12 protein-coding genes and 1 pseudogene are annotated in these 18,051 nt (G+C 61.3%); all 13 read left to right on the forward strand.

Annotated elements, in window-relative coordinates; all coding sequences use genetic code 11:
• Nucleotides 1-270 precede the first annotated feature (270 nt).
• The 13 genes and pseudogenes from HG549_RS02625 to fdhE all read left to right on the forward strand — a co-directional run bounded on the left by HG549_RS02625 (nt 271) and on the right by fdhE (nt 18,028).
• Complete coding sequence (locus HG549_RS02625) at nt 271-789, forward strand: Hcp family type VI secretion system effector (RefSeq protein WP_011531920.1); 519 nt, start codon at nt 271-273, stop codon at nt 787-789.
• 270 nt (nt 790-1,059) lie between these two features.
• Nucleotides 1,060-4,080, forward strand: coding sequence for a type VI secretion system tip protein VgrG (locus HG549_RS02630; RefSeq protein WP_170028025.1), 3,021 nt, complete (start codon nt 1,060-1,062; stop codon nt 4,078-4,080).
• On the forward strand, nt 4,077-8,759 hold the full coding sequence (locus HG549_RS02635) for an RHS repeat-associated core domain-containing protein (RefSeq protein ID WP_256666049.1): 4,683 nt from the start codon (nt 4,077-4,079) through the stop codon (nt 8,757-8,759). Before HG549_RS02630 ends, HG549_RS02635 begins: the two co-directional genes overlap by 4 nt.
• Nucleotides 8,759-9,085 carry a hypothetical protein gene (locus HG549_RS02640; RefSeq protein ID WP_170028026.1) on the forward strand — a complete coding sequence of 109 codons (327 nt, stop codon included), beginning with the start codon at nt 8,759-8,761 and terminating at the stop codon, nt 9,083-9,085. Before HG549_RS02635 ends, HG549_RS02640 begins: the two co-directional genes overlap by 1 nt.
• Nucleotides 9,086-9,756: 671 nt before the next feature.
• A complete protein-coding gene (locus HG549_RS02645; RefSeq protein ID WP_170028027.1) occupies nt 9,757-10,209 on the forward strand; it encodes a hypothetical protein in 453 nt (150 codons plus the stop codon).
• A gap of 141 nt (nt 10,210-10,350) precedes the next feature.
• Nucleotides 10,351-10,714: pseudogene (locus tag HG549_RS02650) on the forward strand (hypothetical protein); the annotation flags it as partial.
• A 92-nt stretch (nt 10,715-10,806) separates the two neighbouring features.
• The gene (locus HG549_RS02655) at nt 10,807-11,199 is read left to right on the forward strand and encodes a hypothetical protein (protein ID WP_170028029.1); all 393 of its coding nucleotides are present in this window, start codon (nt 10,807-10,809) and stop codon (nt 11,197-11,199) included.
• 242 nt (nt 11,200-11,441) lie between these two features.
• On the forward strand, nt 11,442-11,819 hold the full coding sequence (locus tag HG549_RS02660) for a DUF2750 domain-containing protein (protein WP_218576022.1): 378 nt from the start codon (nt 11,442-11,444) through the stop codon (nt 11,817-11,819).
• A 149-nt stretch (nt 11,820-11,968) separates the two neighbouring features.
• A complete protein-coding gene (locus HG549_RS02665) occupies nt 11,969-12,232 on the forward strand; it encodes a PAAR domain-containing protein (protein ID WP_170028031.1) in 264 nt (87 codons plus the stop codon).
• A gap of 199 nt (nt 12,233-12,431) precedes the next feature.
• Nucleotides 12,432-15,500 (forward strand): formate dehydrogenase-N subunit alpha, encoded by a 3,069-nt coding sequence (gene fdnG, locus HG549_RS02670; RefSeq protein ID WP_170028032.1) that lies wholly within the window; start codon nt 12,432-12,434, stop codon nt 15,498-15,500.
• Entirely contained in the window at nt 15,500-16,450 is a 951-nt protein-coding gene (gene fdxH / locus HG549_RS02675; protein ID WP_170028033.1) for a formate dehydrogenase subunit beta, read from the forward strand. Before fdnG ends, fdxH begins: the two co-directional genes overlap by 1 nt.
• On the forward strand, nt 16,447-17,103 hold the full coding sequence (locus tag HG549_RS02680; RefSeq protein WP_170028034.1) for a formate dehydrogenase subunit gamma: 657 nt from the start codon (nt 16,447-16,449) through the stop codon (nt 17,101-17,103). The genes fdxH and HG549_RS02680 overlap by 4 nt, the downstream gene beginning before the upstream one ends.
• Before the next feature lie 4 nt (nt 17,104-17,107).
• Entirely contained in the window at nt 17,108-18,028 is a 921-nt protein-coding gene (gene fdhE / locus HG549_RS02685; RefSeq protein WP_170028035.1) for a formate dehydrogenase accessory protein FdhE, read from the forward strand.
• The last annotated feature ends 23 nt before the right edge of the window (nt 18,029-18,051 follow it).

Raw genomic sequence — 18,051 nt, forward strand, 5'->3', positions numbered from 1 at the left:
ATGTGGATAAGTATGTGGATAGTTCCTCGCAGGCCTTAGCGGCCGCCATGTACAGCCAACTGCGCAACTTTTTGCCAGCACTGCGCAAAAAGTTGCGCAACTTTTGGATAGCAGGTAGCTGAAAAACTATCCAAATGAGTGTGTAGCATTTTTAAACTATTGATTTAAAAGGATAAAAAATATCTGGCACGGGGCTTGTATAAGGAGATGTCCCCCGCCTGGCAATTTCCTGCCACCGGGCGACTTTCTCAAGCATGGAGAGCATCACTCATGGCAACTCCCGCCTACATGGCCGTCACCGGCGAAAAACAAGGCCTGATCACCGCTGGCGCGTTCACCGCCGACTCGGTAGGCAACACCTACCAGGAAGGTCACGAAGACCAGGTCATGGTCCAGGGCTTCGAACACGAAGTGATCATCCCGCGTGATCCACAGTCCGGCCAGCCGACGGGTCAGCGCGTGCACAAGCCGGTGAAGATCACCAAGGTCTTCGACAAGGCTTCGCCGCTGCTGCTGGCCGCCCTGACCTCGGGCGAGCGCATGACCAAGGTCGAGATCAAGTGGTACCGCACCTCGGCCCAGGGCACCCAGGAGCACTACTACACCACCGTCCTGGAAGACGCGATCATCGTCGACATCAAGGACTACATGCACAACTGCCAGGACCCGGCCAACGCCCACTTCACCCACCTGGAAGACGTGTATTTCACCTACCGCAAGATCACCTGGACCCACGAAGTGTCCGGTACTTCCGGTTCTGACGACTGGCGCGCACCGGTCGCCGGCTAAGGCTCGGGGTCTCTGGGTGATCGACGCCAGCGTTGCATCGCCCATGAGATCGAGCGCCGCCCGCGCGGCGCATCGCGGATGAATCCGCTCCTGCATCGGTTGCAACGTGCCGCACCTGTGAGGCCCTGGTTGCCTGCCTGATCGGCCCGACGCGATGTTTCGGCTGGCGCCGCCGCCCGCCTGCCTGCAGGAGTGGATTCATCCGCGATGCGCCGCGTGAGCGGCGCGCTACCTCGAGGTCGTTTCACTCCCCAGGAAAGAGGGACAAGGATGTTTGCCGCCGCAAACCAGACCCATTTCAGCCTGCACATCGACGGCCTGGAGCACGATTTCCAGGTCCTCGCCTTCGACGGCAAGGAAGCCATCAGCCAGCCCTACGCCATCGACCTGGAGCTGGTCAGCGAACGTCCCTCGCTGGACCTGGAGAGCCTGCTGCACAAGCCCGCGTTCCTTCAGTTGGGCGACGCCGGACGCGGCCTGCATGGGCTGATCTACCGCGCCGCGCAAGGCGAGGCGGGCAAGCGCCTGACCCGCTACCAGGTGACCCTGCGCCCGCAGCTGGCCTACCTGGCCCACCGTATCAACCAGCGCATGTTCCAGCACATGAACGTGCCGAAGATCATCGCCCAGGTGCTGGAAGAGCATGGCATCCTCGCCAACGCCTACCAGTTCCAGCTGGGCGCCGTTTACCCGGACCGCGAGTACTGCGTGCAGTACGACGAGTCCAACCTGCAATTCATCCAGCGGTTGTGTGAAGAAGAGGGCATCCACTACCACTTCCGCCACAGCGCCGAAGGCCACCAGCTGGTGTTCGGCGACGACCAGACGGTGTTCCCCAAGCTGGCGCCGGTGGCCTACCAGCAGGATGCCGGGCTGGTCGCCGACACGCCGATGATCAAGCGCTTCGGCCTGCGCGTGGAAACCCGCACCAGCAGCGTCACCCGCCGCGACTACGACTTCAAGAAGCCGCTGATCCAGCTCGAGGGCGAGTCGGTCAGCCACGCCGAGCCCGAGCTCGAAGACTACGACTACCCCGGGCGCTTCCTTGACCGCGCCCGGGGCAAGCACCTGGCCACCCGCGCCCTGGAGCGCCACCGCAGCGACTTTCGCCTGGCCGAGGGCCGCAGCGACCAGCCGCTGCTGGCCAGTGGGCACTTCCTGCCGCTGACCGCGCACCTGAATGCAGCCTGGAACGACCTGTGGTTGCTCACCGAAGTACGCCACCAGGGCCGCCAGCCGCAGGTGCTGGAAGAAGCCATCACCAGCGACGTCGACCCGCGTTTCGACGGGTTCCAGCAGGGCTACCGCAACTTCTTCAGCGCCACCCCCTGGGAAGCGGTCTACCGTCCGCCGCTGAACCACCCGAAGCCACGCATCCTCGGCACCCAGCGCGCCGTGGTCAGCGGCCCCGAGGGTGAGGAGATCTATTGCGACGAATATGGCCGGGTCAAGGTGCAGTTCTTCTGGGACCGCGAAGGTCAGGCCGACGACAAGTCCAGCATCTGGATGCGTGTGGCCTCCGGCTGGGCCGGGCAGGGCATTGCCAGCCTGCAGCTGCCACGGGTGGGCATGGAAGTGCTGGTCAGCTTCCTCGAAGGCGACCCCGACCAGCCGCTGATCACCGGCTGCCTGTACCACGGCGTGAACATGCCGCACTACAAGCTGCCCGAGCTGAAGACCCTGGCCACCATCAAGAGCAAGGAATACAAGGGCAGCCGCAACAACGAACTGCGCATCGACGACACCACCAGCGAGATCAGCATCGCCCTGCGCAGCGACCACGGCGCCAGTGCCCTGAACCTCGGCTACCTGACCCACCCACGGCCGAGCGGCGGCGCGCCACGGGGTGAGGGCTTCGAGCTGCGCACTGATCGCCACGGCGCCGTGCGCGCCGCCGGCGGCCTGCTGCTCACCACCGAACCGCGCCCGAACGAAGCCCGGCACCACAAGGACCTGCCCGAAACCGCCGAACGCCTGGCCACTGCCAGCGAGCAGCAGGACAGCCTGGCGGAACTGGCCAAGCAGATGCAGGCCCAGGAACCGGGCGACCAGGATCAGGTTGCCAAGGACTTGCACGCCCAGCACCTGGGCATCCTCGGCAGTGGTCCGGTCAACCAGAGCGCCAACGAGTTCCCCGAGTTCGTCCAGCCTCACCTGGTGCTGTCGAGCCCGGCCGGCATCGCCCTGACCACGCCTGGCCCGAACCACATCACCAGCGGCAGCCACTTGGCGCTGAGCAGCACCGGGCATACCAGCCTGTCGATCGGCAAGCGCCTGTTGGCCAGTGCCAGCCAGGGCATGCGCCTGTTCGTGCAGAGCCTGGGCTGGAAACTGGTGTCGGCCTCCGGCGACATCGACATCCGCGCCCTGAAAGACAACATCAACCTGCTGGCCAAGCTCGACATCACCGCCAACGCCGAGCGCATCGTGCTCACCGCCAAGACCGAGCTGGTGATCCAGGGCGGCGGCAGCGCCACCACCTACAACGCCGGCGGCATCACCCACGTCACCAGCGGCAACTACACCGCCCATGCCGCGAAGTTTGCGCACATCGGCGCCGCCAGCAAGGCCGGCACCTTCCCCGAACCGCCGAAACCCGGCAAGGGCGACCTGGAGCTGCTGTACCAGTACGCCAACAGCAAGGGTGTGAAGACCGGCGACTACGACGTGCTCGACGCGCTGGGCAAGTCGATCAAGGGCACGCTCGACGGCAACGGTTTCAACCAGGCCAGCGGCGCTGCCGCCGGCCCGCTGTGGGTCGACTTCGGTCTCGACCCGGCCGACACCTGGGCCGAGGGCAGCCACTTCGGCCCCGGTAGCTGGCCGGCGAAGACCGATTTCAACGATATCGCCCCGGGCCAGCAGGCCGTGGTGGGTGAGGTGCTGAGCGCCGGCAAAGGCGAGGACGGGCTGCTGGGCAAGGGCCTGGCACTGACACAGCAAGGCATGGACAAGGGCAAGGGACTGATGCAGAACGCGATGGCACAAGGTAAATCGATGGCCCAGGGCCTGATGGGCCCGGGCGGCAACAGCCTGCTGGAACAGGGCAAGGCCCTGGCCGGCACCGGCATGCAACTGGCGAAAAGCGGCCAGGCCGCACTGCACAAGGCGCAACAGGTCAATGCCGCCGTCGGCGGCGACACCGGCGCCATGGCCCAGCTGGCCAGCAACGTGGTGCCCGGCGCTGCGCCCACGCTCAAGGCCGCCAGCGCCCTCAAGCAACTGCCGAGCCTGCCCAAGCTCAGCGCCCCGGCTAACCCGGCCAAGCTGAACCATGAGGTGCTGGCATGACCGACGCCAAACAACGCGAACCCCAGGTCGCCGTCGCCCCGCTCAACACCATCGACGCCAAGGACGTCGGCCGTGGCGCCGCCGCCTTCGACGCCTGGCTGCAGTCGGTCAGCGGCGGCTACGTCACCCTCGAACGGATCAAGACCGTGGCCGGCGCCTTGCCGGTGGTGGGCAACATCATGGCCCTGGTCGATGCCCTGGGCGACGTGGTGACGCTGGTCAAGAGCAAGAACCGCCAGCTGCTCGACTGGGTCAGCCTGGGCATCAACCTGATCGGCGTGCTGCCGGCACCGCCGACCATGGCCGCGGCGCGCATGAGCCTGCGCCCGACCCTGTTCCTGGTGCGCCAGGAGCTGCGCAACAGCGCCAAGATGCTGCTGGGCGATTCGCTGATCCAGGTACTGATCGGCCACCTCAACGCGACCATCGCCGGCACCATCGACGACTTCGTGGCCAAGGCGCAGCCGAAGATCGCCGGCATCCTGGCCGACGCCGGCGCGTTGGGCATAAAGATGACCAGCGAGATCGCCACCGGGCTGGAGAAGGTCGCCCTGGGCCAGCTGGACGCCAAGGGTGACCTGTCGAAGGCGGGCAAACAGGTGTCCGCCGCCGCCGACAAGCTGCTCAACGACCCGAAGGCGGCGTTCAGCAACATCTTCGGTGCCGTGCACAACGCCTACAAGGCCGCCGGCAAGGGGCTGGCCAACAGCGCCACGAGCAAACTGCTGCCGGACCAGATCAAGACCAAGGTGCTGGCCAACACCGGGCAACTGCGCGCGCTGGGGCCGGAGATGGCGCGGCAGTTGAACAAGCTGGCGGACCCGGGCACGCAGATGAGCATCGGCTGGATGCTGAATGTACTGAGCGGGGCGGTGAAGGGCTTTCGCAAGCGCAACAGGAATGGGCAGCCGGGGGTGAGCAAGCCGGGGACCGTGACGCAGGTGCAGCGGGAGAAGGGCAAGGGTGAGTTGGCGGTCAGCAGTGCTCAGGCCAAGGCCACTCAAACACCAAGCCCTGTAGAGCCTGGCTGCCCGATCCCCAGGCCGACGCCGAAGTCCACCACCGGGCGCAGCATCAGTTTCGCCCTGGGTTCCGAATTCATCATCCATACGGATTTCAGCCTGCCCGGTGCATTCCCGATCGATTGGCAGCGCATCTATCACTCCCGCCTGGCCGAGTATGACCAGGGTTGCCTGGGGGCTCGTTGGGTCACCGAATTCACCACCCGCATCGACGTGGTGGGCAACGGCCTGCTGTTCCATGACTTCGATGGCCGCAGCCATGAATTCGAGTTGCCCAAGGTCGGCAAGTCGCAGTTCAACGCCATCGAGGACCTGCTGCTGGTACGCAGCAGCGACGATGAGCTGGTGATCTGCCGTGGTTTCGTGCGCAAGGAGTATTACCTGCGCGTGGGCGACCGCTATTACCTGCGCAAGGTCCTGCTGCAGAACGATGCCGGTTGCATGCTGCACTACGAGCATCATCACGAGGGGCGTCCGGTGCTGTCGGACATCATCACCTTCCAGGGCGATGTGAAGGACGTATTGCGCCACCTGGGCACCTTGATCGATGACCACGGCCAGATCACCGGCCTGTGGGAAATGCGCGACGGCCAGCCGCTGCGTCAGCTGTGCGCCTACCACTACGACAGTCAGGGCGACCTCGTTGCGGCCCAGGATGAGCACGGCGCTGCCTGGCACTACCAGTACCAGAATCACCTGGTTACCCGTTACACCGACCGCACCGGTCGCGGCATGAACCTGCAGTGGGATGGTAGCGCCTTCGACGCCAAGGCCATTCGCGAATGGGCCGATGACGGCAGTTACGACACCCGCCTGGAATGGGACGAGAACATTCGCCTGACCTACGTCACCGACGCTCACGGCCAGGAGACCTGGTACTACTACGACATCCTCGGCCACCTGTACCGCGTGCGCTATCCGGATGAGCGCTCGGAGTGGATCTTCCGCGACGAGCGCAAGAATGTGGTGCGCCATGTGCACGCCGATGGCAGCGAAGACCGTTACGACTACGACGAGCAAGGCAGCGTCATCCGTCATATCCGGGCTGACCACAGTCAGGTCCACATCGCCTATGACGACCGTCGTCACCCGATCAAGATCCGCGATGCCGAAGGTGGCCTGTGGCTGCGTGACTACGACAAGAAAGGCAACCTGGTCAAGACCACCGACCCGCTGGGCAACAAGACCGAGTTCGCCTACACGCCTTCCGGGCTGGTCAAGGCGATCAAGGATGCCAACGGCAACGAGAAGAAGCTGGCCTACAACGCAGCGGATCAACTGGTCGCATACACCGACTGTTCGGGCAAGACCAGTCAATGGGAATACGACGACTTCGGCCAGCTGGTGCAGTTCACCGATGCGGCGGGCAACAAGACGGTCTACCAATACAAGGCCGGCCAGCTGGCAAAAGTCATTCACCCGGACGCCACCGAAGAGCGCTTCGAGCGCGATGCCGAAGGCCGCCTGCTGGCCCATGCCGATGCGCTGGACCGCTGCACCACCTGGGCCTACAACAGCGCGGGCCTGCTTGCCGAGCGGGTGGATGCCAATGAACACACGCTGCGTTATCGCTGGGACAAACTCGGCCGCCTGATCGGCCTGGAGAACGAGAACGAGAGCAAGGCCGACTTCCTCTACGACCCGGTCGGGCGGTTGCTGCAGGAGCAAGGCTTCGACGGGTTGGTGACGCGTTACCAGTACGATGCTGATACGGGCCGGCTGGCAAGTACCCAGGTCGGCCAGCGCCGCATCGACATCACCTTCGACCCGGTGGGCCGGCTCGCTTCTCGCGTGGCCAGCCTGGGTGACCAGCGCCAGGAAGAGACCTTCGCCTACGACGGTAACGGCAACCTGATCCAGGCGATCAACGCGGCCAGCAAGTTGCAATGGTTCCATGACGAGGCGGGCAACCTGACCCGCGAGCACCAGTACTACCTCGGCACCGAGGTGCCGATGGTCGCGGTGTGGCAGCACGAGTACGACGTACTCAACAACCGCGTCGCGACCATCCGCCCGGACGGGCACAAGGTCAGCGTGCTCACCTACGGCAGCGGTCACGTGCTGGGCATGACCCTCGACCAGCATGAACTGCTGGCCTATGAGCGTGATGACCTGCACCGTGAAGTGGTCCGGCATCAGGGCAACCAGCTGATGCAAGCCCAGAGCTGGGACCCGGCTGGCCGCCTGCAAGAGCAGTTGCTGGGTAGCCACGATGGCAAGTCCACGTTGCTCAAGCGCCAGTACCAGTACGATGCCGTGGGCCAGCTGACCGATATCCACGACACCCGCCGTGGTCACCTGTCTTATCAGTACGACCCGGTTGGCCGCCTGCTGCAAGCCACCAGTCGCCTGGGTGTCGAGACCTTCGCCTTCGACCCGGCCGGTAACCTGCTGGACGACAAGGCCCAGGCGCTGAATCGCCCGCTGGAAAGCGACCCGCGGCGCAACAAGCTGATGGACAACCTGCTGCGTGAATACGCCGGGACCCACTACCAGTACGACGAACGCGGCAACCTGATCCATCGCCTGCACAACGGCGAAAAGGCGCGCCTCAGCTGGGACCTGTTCGACCGTTTGGTGCGCTTCGACGATGACAAGCTCAGCGTGGTGTACAGCTACGACGCGCTGGGCCGCCGTCTGCACAAGCACTCCACCGCGCACCACCAGGATGATCCGCGGGCGGGTAGCGGTTGGAACCAGATGCAGCGGGCCAAGCGCCAGCGCGAACTGGGTTGCGGTTACACCTTGTATGGCTGGGATGGGGACAATCTTGCCTGGGAAAGCTCACCGCCGCAGGGTGAGGGCGAGACCGGGCGCACCGTGCATTACCTGTATGAGCCGGGCAGCTTCGTGCCAGTGGTCCAGGCGCAACGAAACAACCCGATCCGCCTGCTGCGCCAGCCGGACTGGAGCGATCGGGCATACGATTTCGATCAGGACCCGCTGTGGCACACCGAGGTCAAGCCGCAGGCATTCGATGCGATTCTCTGGTATCAGTGTGACCATCTGGGCACGCCAATGGAACTCACCGACCACAATGGTGAAGTGGCGTGGACGGCGCAGTACAAGGCGTGGGGTGAGGTCAAGGAAACCCGCTCGGAATGGGCCAAGCAAGTCGGCCTGACCAACCCGATTCGCTTCCAAGGCCAGTACCACGACCATGAGACGGGGCTGCACTACAACCGGTATCGGTACTATGATCCGAGGGTTGGGCGGTTTGTCAGCCAGGATCCGATCAGCTATCTGGGTGGCTTAAACCTCTATCAGTACGTGCCGAACCCGATTGATTGGGTGGATCCGTGGGGGCTGAAGCGGATCAAGAACGCCGTTGAAGGAGATCGTCGTCACCGGGAATTTAATGCTGAGATTAAAGCAGCTCATCCGAACGCTTCGATTCAGAGTGAATGCTATTTGAGAGATGCAACTGGTCAATCTGTAAAAGATCCACTGACTGGCGAGCGTCGAAGAGTGGATACGGCTGTTATTGAGAATGGCACAGCAACAACATATGAAGTTACTAGCATGACTGCAGATAAGACTGAGCAGCAAGCTAAGGAAGCTAGGATTTTGGCAGCAGGCGGTGGTTATATCAGAGATCGTGAAACTCGAGAGATTATTCCGGTGTCAGGGAAGTCAAAGGTTCATAGGAGGGCGTGATGTCTGAAGATTTTGTGGTATGGGATATCGATAGTATCCTTGAGTCTTATACGGATATCCCAGAGTGGGAAGTCAGTGTAAACAGAAAACTGGAAGGGTTGTTCATTTTTTTAGAGACTAACGGTTTATTGAAATGCCGCGTGACAGATGAGAGAGGGGCGGTTATCAAGAGGACAATTAGGCTTAGTGAACTTAATGATGAAGGTAAAAGTATAGCTTGCGGGCCGAAGAATCCTATCCATCGGTGGTTGGCTTCGAAGGGGTCTCAAAAAAATCCTCCGGATATGAAGATGCTTGAGAAGGCACTTTCCGAGGTAAGGCGCTGACTTGAGTTTTAGGTTTAACTTACATTTGTGCCAACAAACTTTCAATTTCCGTCAAAGATTACCAAGTTTTTGGCGGAAATTGATATTTTCTCGCTGCACCAACGAAGATTGTAAAGGCGTTGAGCTTGGCACATGGCCGGTGATTAGCTGATTATGCTCACCGCAAGTCAGGGCAGTCTACGGTTCATAGGCCTCCTCCCGATTCCGAGACTGACTCCGCCACCGGCCAGCGAGCACCACACCAGCTTCGCCCTCGGCTCGGAATTCGTCATCCACACGGACTTCAACCTGCCGGGCCCTTTCCCCATAGAGTGGCAGCTCACGCCTGGCTGAAGATAGTTGACTATAAGGCAGCCAATGGCGGCGCCAGACCATGTTTAAATGAAAGCGTTTATTAAGGGTCGTATATGAAGTTTCTATGCCTGGTCGATGTTGCCGTTAGCGAGAAGTAGAAAGCCTTAAAGCGAGCGAAGCAGATTTAAGCGTTTTGTTGAAGGCTGAACGGAGTACAGCAGATGATTAATTCTGAAAACATGCGAGGAGCTATGGCAATGGAGATCCGAGATGCTCGCCGAGTGGCTTCGGAATAGGGCAGTCTAGAAAATACAATGTGGCTATGCAAGAAATGCTGGATTACTCCAAGTGTCAAGGGTGTTTGGTGAAAAAAGATAATGAATGACCAAGAGCTTTCTAGGTGGAAGCAGAAACTACAGTCACTTGATCCTTATGAGTCTGAGGTAGACTGTAGGATTTTTTTCGAACTTCTCGATGAAGTGCAAGGGCGTACCAATAAAGAGGCTGTTGGTGTTCTACTAGATACATTCACTAATGCTGATGATTATGGGGTGCAGGAGAGGGTGTTAGTAGTCTTGGATGGGGCAGATCCTATAGAGTTTGCTAGCGAACTTTCGAAATGTTTTGAAAGGTTTCTGGCTAGATCGAGTGAGAAAGAATGGCCGTTGATTTTGCTTGGGCGGGTTTTTAATACCGGGGATGCCAATTGGGTCGCGCCAATAATTGATGCTGCGCAATCAAATCCAGTCCTACGAAATTTCTTACGGAGTGATGATTTTTTGGCGGAGTACCCGGAGGTTAAGGCAATATTGAATGAGGCGGGAGTTTAGTTGTGCATGATATCTGCATGCTTAAATATGCAATTCTAACGTAGTTCGTCGCCCCTCTTTAACGGCAAGAACATACGTCGCTGCTACGTCATCCTCGAACGCATCAGACTGTGGCCGGAGCCTTCCGGGGGTGAGCAAAATCCGGTTGGTCACAAGGTAGCGTGCTGACATACGGCAGTGGCCTCGTGCTGGGCATGACCCTCGACCAGCACGAGCTGCTGGCCTGCGAGCGCGATGACCTGCACCGCGAGATTGTGCGGAGCTGATGCAGGCCCAGAGCTGGGACCCGGCTGGCCGCCTGCAAGAGCAGTTGCTGGGTAGCCACGACGGCAAGTCCACGTTGCTCAAGTGCCAGTACCAGTACGACGCCGTGGGCCAGTTGACCGACATCCACGACACCCGTCGTGGCCACCTGGCCTATCGGTACGAACCGGTTGGCCGCCTGCTACAAGCCACCAGCCGTCTCGGTGTCGAAACCTTTGCCTTCGACCCGGCCGGCAACCTGCATAAAAAGATTTTAGAGTACAAGGATGCAAATGGCGGAAAAAACCGCCTCTAAATAAGAGTGACTATTAAGAGGGTGTTATGTTAATAGGGATGACCAGTGAATTGCATGCGCTTGTGGGTGATGCTGAGTATGTTGCGCGCAATAAAATAAAGCCGATTATGGTGCGGCTGTTAGATGGTGTCGTTCTAGAGTGTGGCGCTGAGAAGATTACTTTTATTTCTGTCGTGATGCCAGATGAATTGGTGGAGCACTATCCAGAAGTTAAGCGTTATCACAAAGTTCGAAAAACTGTTGAGGTGCGCGTACAGCTTCCTTTTTATGAGTTCAAGGATGCAAGCGGCGCCAAGCAGGTTGATATGATATTCGATGCGCTATCTCGGTCGATTGATATAGTCGGCGAGATAAAAAGTTTAAAGCTTGCGAAGAGTGATTATTGCATTTTAAAGAACGCTATTGAAAAAGGACGATCACTGTGTGTTTGACTCGAATTCAGATGAGCCGTTCAATATCTGGTCAGATAACGTTAAACAGCGTTTTAGTTGGAGGGAGGGGAGCGTTTCTTTCGGGGCGGTTGAAAATGACAATACTGACTTGGAGGTGGTGGTAAGTAGCTTAAATCCAGCGATCGATTCTACCGAGGCGAAAGATCGCTTCTGCTATCGCCTCTAAACTGCAAGATGCAGACCTTCGCAAAAACTCAGCACAAGATAGGAAGGTATTGAGAATGCACGATAAAAAGGTTCTAAATGTATCGTCTCTAAGCTCAGAGGAGAGGTTTGAATTTTTTATAAGAAAAGTTGCGGATTTTGAGGTTGTTTGGGGGTTGTATGATGAGGGGTGGGCCACTGCTGCCCTAGAAGGAAGCGTACTGGTGCCGCTCTGGCCTGAGGAGGAGTTTGCTAAGCGCTGTGCGACGGATGAATGGAGTGATTTCTGGCCGCGTAAAATTTCTATTGATGACTTTTTATATAAGTGGCTTGCGGGTATGCATTTGGATTCTCGATTGTGTCAAGTATTTCCTGTGCCGGGAGATGCGGGGGTTTTGATTTCTCCATTTGCTCTTGAGGTTGCTTTGCGAGAGGAACTTGAAAAATACGAGTAAAGCCAGCAGAAATTGATACGCATCTGACCCATGGCATCCTCTGTGCCCAGCCAATCTCCCGCCCAAATTGCCTATGGTCTTTGACTCCCCACTATTTTAGGCTTTCACCCACTGGCATCGACGCCTCCCTTCAGACACGGAGTTCCCCCATGAAAGACATCATCCGCCTTGGCGATTCCACCACCCACGGTGGCAAGGTGCTCGGCTCCTTCGGCAACACCAACGTCAACGGCAAGCCTATCGCCGGGGTTGGCCATATGGTCAGCTGCCCACTGTGCAAGGGCGTGTTCCCCATCGTCGAAGGCAGCGCCACCTACAGCGTCGACGGTACACCTGTCGCCCTCGATGGGCACAAGACCGCGTGTGGCGCGGCGCTGATCGCCAGCGGCCCGAAGAGTGGCGTCGCCAGCTGAGGCCGGGTTGTTCGGTACCTGACAAACCGCTCGCCTGGCGCATGTGGCGCCCGCTTCGCTGGTGCCATGATCTGTGTCATCACACTTCCCTGATTCTTGGCTAGGCTTAACCGTTGGCGGCATCTGTCTACCGCCACCGTGATGACCTAGAGGCACCGGCTGCACGCCAGGTGCCCGAGAACCCGTTCAGGAGTGCACGATGGATCTTAACCGTCGGCAATTCTTCAAGGTCGCCGCCGTCGGCCTTGGAGGCTCGAGCCTTGCGGCGTTGGGCATGGCCCCGACACCGGCATTCGCCGAGCAGGTGCGCCACTTCAAGTTGGCGCACACCAAAGAAACCCGCAACACCTGCCCCTACTGCTCGGTCGGCTGCGGCCTGATCATGTACAGCCAGGGTGATGCGGGCAAGAACGTCAAACAGAACATCATCCATATCGAAGGTGACGCCGACCACCCGGTCAACCGCGGCACCCTCTGCCCGAAAGGCGCCGGCCTGCTGGACTTCATCCACAGCCCGAGCCGCCTGCAGTACCCCGAGGTACGCAAGCCGGGCAGCAAGGAGTGGGTGCGGGTCAGCTGGGACGAGGCGCTCGACCGCGTCGCCGAGCTGATGAAGCAGGACCGCGATGCCAACTTCATCGAGAAGAACGCCCAGGGGCAAACGGTAAACCGCTGGCTCACCACCGGTTTTCTCGCTGCTTCTGCCGCCTCCAGCGAGGCGGGCTACCTGACCCACAAGGTCATCCGCGCAACAGGCATGCTGGGGTTCGATAACCAGGCACGTGTCTGACATGGCCCGACGGTGGCAAGTCTTGCCCCGACGTACGGCCGTGGCGCCATGACCAACCATTGGTCCGATATCGCCAACGCGAATCTGGTCCTGGTGATGGGTGGCAACGCAGCAGAAGCGCATCCGTGCGGCTTCAAATGGGTGACCGAGGCCAAGGCCCACAACAAGGCGCGGCTGATCGTGGTCGACCCACGCTTTACCCGTACCGCTTCGGTGGCGGACTACTACGCGCCAATCCGCACCGGCACCGACATCGCGTTCATGGGCGGGCTGATCAACTACCTGCTGAGCAACGACAAGATCCAGCACGAATACGTGCGCAACTACACCGACGTGTCGTTCATCGTCAAGCAAACCTATGGCTTCGAGGACGGGCTGTTCAGCGGCTACGACGAAGCCAAGCGCGTGTATGCCGACAAGTCCGGCTGGGGCTACGAGCTGGGTGAGGATGGTTTTGCCAAGGTCGACCCGACCCTGCAGCACCCGCGTTGCGTGTTCCAGCTGATGAAGCAGCACTACAGCCGCTACACCCCGGAACTGGCCAGCATGACCTGTGGCATGCCGCAGGACGCCATGCTGAAGATCTGGGAAGAGATCGCCACCTGCTCGGTACCGGGCAAGACCATGACGATCCTCTACGCCCTCGGCTGGACGCAGCACTCGATCGGCGCGCAGATCATTCGCAGTGCGGCGATGGTCCAGTTGCTGCTGGGCAACGTCGGCATGCCGGGTGGTGGGGTCAACGCCTTGCGCGGGCACTCCAACATCCAGGGCCTGACCGACCTCGGCCTGCTGTCCAACTCGCTGCCGGGTTACCTGACCCTGCCCGGCGATGCCGAGCAGGACTACGCCGCCTATATCGACAAGCGCGCCTCCAAGCCACTGCGCCCAGGCCAGTTGTCGTACTGGCAGAACTACGGCAAGTTCCACGTCAGCCTGATGAAGGCCTGGTACGGCGCCAATGCCACGGCAGAAAACAACTGGGGCTACGACTGGCTGCCCAAGCTCGACGTGCCAGCCTACGACGTGCTGCGCATGTTCGAGATGATGGGCCAGGGCAAGGTCAACGGCTACATGTGCCAGGGCTTCAACCCGATTGCCGCGCTGCCGGACAAGAACCGTGTGACCGCGGCCCTGGGCAAGCTCAAGTGGCTGGTGATCATGGACCCGCTGGCCACCGAGACCTCGGAGTTCTGGCGCAATGCCGGGCCGTTCAACGACGTCGACACGGCCAATATCCAGACCGAAGTGATCCGCCTGCCCACCACCTGCTTCGCCGAGGAAGACGGCTCGCTGGTCAACAGCAGCCGCTGGCTGCAGTGGCACTGGAAGGGCGCCGACGGCCCGGGCGAGACCCGCACCGACGTGCACATCATGAGCGAGCTGTTCCTGCGCCTGCGCCAACGCTACCAGGCCGAGGGCGGCGCCTACCCGGACGCGCTGATGAACATCAGCTGGCCATACAAGATTCCCGCAGAGCCGTCCCCGGAGGAACTGGCCAGGGAGATGAACGGCTGGGCAGTGACCGACGTCACCGACCCGACCGGCGCAGTGATCAAGGCCGGCCAGCAGCTGGCCGGCTTCGGCCAGTTGAAGGACGACGGCAGCACCGCGTCCGGCTGCTGGATCTTCGCCGGCTGCTGGACCGAGCAGGGCAACCAGATGGCTCGCCGCGACAACAGCGACCCGTACGGCATGCACCAGGTGCAGAACTGGGCCTGGGCCTGGCCGGCCAACCGCCGCATCCTCTACAACCGTGCCTCCAGCGACCCGCAAGGCAAGCCGTGGGACGCCGAGAAGAAGCGCCTGGTATGGTGGAACGGCAAGGCCTGGACCGGCACCGACGTGCCCGACTTCAAGGTCGACTCGCCACCCGAGGCGGGGATGAACCCGTTCATCATGAACCCCGAGGGGGTGGCCCGGTTCTTCGCCATCGACAAGATGGCCGAAGGGCCGTTCCCCGAGCACTACGAGCCGTTCGAGACGCCGATTGGCATCAACCCGCTGCACCCGCAGAACAAGAAGGCCACCAGCAACCCGGCCGGGCGGATCTTCGATTCGGTGTGGGACACCCTCGGCAAGCACGAGGAGTTCCCGTATGCGGCGACCACCTACCGGTTGACCGAGCACTTCCACTTCTGGAGCAAGCACTGCCGGCTCAACGCCATCGCCCAGCCCGAGCAGTTCGTCGAGATCGGCGAGGTGCTGGCCAACGAGAAGGGCATCAAGGCCGGCGACCGGGTGCGGGTGTCGAGCAAGCGCGGGCACATCGAGGCGGTGGCGGTGGTGACCAAGCGGATCCGTCCGCTCCAGGTCAACAACCAGACCGTGCACCAGATCGGCATCCCGTTGCATTGGGGCTTCACCGGTACCACCCGGCACGGCTACCTGACCAACACCCTGGTGCCGTTCCTCGGTGACGGCAACACGCAGACGCCGGAGTCCAAGTCGTTCCTCGTCAAAGTGGAGAAACTCTGATGGCCAGCCAAGACATCATCGCCCGCTCGGCCACCACCACCGTACCGCCTTCGGTACGCCAGCAGCAGGAAGTCGCCAAGCTGATCGACACCACCAAGTGCATCGGCTGCAAGGCCTGCCAGGTGGCGTGTTCGGAGTGGAACGAACTGCGTGACGAGGTCGGCCACAACCACGGCACCTACGATAACCCCCAGGACCTCACTGCCGAAACCTGGACCCTGATGCGCTTCACCGAGCACGAGCGCGACGACGGCAACCTGGAGTGGCTGATCCGCAAGGACGGCTGCATGCATTGCGCCGAGCCAGGGTGCCTGAAGGCCTGCCCGAGCCCGGGCGCGATCATCAAGCACGCCAACGGCATCGTCGATTTCAACCAGGACCACTGCATCGGCTGCGGCTACTGCATCACCGGCTGCCCGTTCAACATCCCGCGGATCTCGCAGAAGGACCACAAGGCATACAAATGCACCCTGTGTTCCGACCGGGTGACCGTGGGCCTGGAGCCGGCCTGTGTGAAAACCTGCCCGACCGGGGCGATCGTGTTCGGCAGCAAGGACGAGATGAAGGTGCATGCCGCCGAGCGCATCGTCGACCTGCAGTCGCGGGGCTACGACAAGGCCGGGTTGTATGACCCGGACGGCGTCGGCGGTACCCACGTGATGTATGTGCTGCACCATGCCGACACGCCGAAGCTGTACGCCGGCCTGCCGGACCAGCCGGTGATCAGCCCGCTGGTAGGGCTGTGGAAGGGCATTACCAAGCCGCTGGCGCTGCTGGCCATGGGCGCGGCGGTGCTGGCCGGGTTCTTCCACTATGTACGTGTCGGGCCACAGCGCGTGGAGGACGACGAGCACCCGGCAGCGCCCGACGAAAGCGTGCATCAGGTGGACCCGTCGGTGCATGTCTATGACCCGACCCGGCCCGGTGGCCAGGAGGAGCAGCGACCATGAACGACCACAAACCCATCCTGCGCTACAACGCCAACGAACGCAGCAACCACTGGGTCGTCGCGATCCTGTTCGTCCTTGCCGGGTTGTCCGGGCTGGCGCTGTTCCATCCGGCACTGTTCTGGCTCAGCCATTTGTTCGGTGGCGGGCCATGGACGCGTATCCTCCACCCGTTCCTGGGCGTGGCCATGTTCGTGTTCTTCCTTGGCCTGGTGCTGCGGTTCTGGCGGGCGAACTTCATCAGCGCCAACGATCGCCTATGGCTGCGTCGGATCGATCGGGTCATGCTGAACCAGGAGGAGGGCGTACCGCCGATCGGCAAGTACAACGCCGGCCAGAAGCTGCTGTTCTGGACCTTGCTGGTGTGCATGCTGATCCTGTTGGTCAGCGGTGTGGTGATCTGGCGTGCCTGGTTCAGCCAGTACTTCGACATAGGCGCCATTCGCCTGGCCACCTTGCTGCATGCCCTGGCGGCGTTCGTGCTGATCCTCAGTATCATCGTGCACATCTACGCCGGCATCTGGATCAAGGGCTCGGTCGGCGCCATGCTGCATGGCCGGGTCAGCCGCGCCTGGGCGCGCAAGCACCATGAATTGTGGTACCGCGAAGTGACCGGCGACAAGACCCCGGGCAGCCACGGACGGAAAGAAGGATGAGCGCTTGAGCACGATACTCGAACCCGGGCAGATCGAAGCATCGGCGGTGATGCCGCCGTTTCTGCACCTGCCCCCGGCCAACCTGTTCGAGCTGCGCGCCGCGCGCCTGGAACAGCTGGCCGAAGGCAATGCCCTTGGCGATTACCTGAAACTGGCGGCCCGCTTGTGTCGCATCCAACAGCAGCTTGTGGATAACCCACCCGGTGATATGCCGGTGGCCGAGCAGCGTCAGCGCCTGTGTATAAGTCATGGCTTGCCGCCGCTGGCGGCAGACAGCCTGGTACGCGAAGGGCCGTGGCTGGCCTGGTTGCACGCCTTGCTTGGGTACCTCGACGCTGACACCAGCGGTCCGTTGGGGGAGGCGCTGCAAGCCCTGCGTGGCAGTGGCGACGATCAACGCAAGGGCTGGGGCATCGCCTTGCTTGCCGGCCAGTACGATGCCGTGCCTGCGGGGTTGGTGCCATTTCTCGGCGCCGCGTTGCAGGCGGCCTGGGCCAGCTGGCTGCTGGCACTGCCCGCGCCCGAACTCAAGCCGGCCGGCGGCCTGGCGCAGTGCCCGGCCTGTGGTTCACCAGCCATGGCCGGGGTGGTGCGCAACCGTGGCAAGCACAATGGCCTGCGCTACCTGGCCTGTTCGCTGTGTGCCTGTGAATGGCATGTGGTGCGGGTCAAGTGCGTGTATTGCGAGTCGAGCAAGGACTTGCGCTACACCAGCCTCGACGACGATCGCCATGCCCCGGGCAAGGCGCCGTTGCGGGCCGAGTGCTGCCCCGCGTGCAAAAGCTACCTGAAGCACAACTACCTGGAAAACGATGCGGCTGCCGAGCCCCTGGCCGACGACCTGGCCAGCCTGGCGCTGGATATCCGCCTGGACGAGGAGGGCTTTCATCGCCTGGCACCGAACTTGATGCTCGCGCCCGGATAGTGGCTAAGTGTCTACACTGTAAG

Source organism: Pseudomonas sp. SK (genome assembly GCF_012975065.1).
Taxonomy (GTDB): Bacteria; Pseudomonadota; Gammaproteobacteria; order Pseudomonadales; family Pseudomonadaceae; genus Aquipseudomonas; species Aquipseudomonas anuradhapurensis.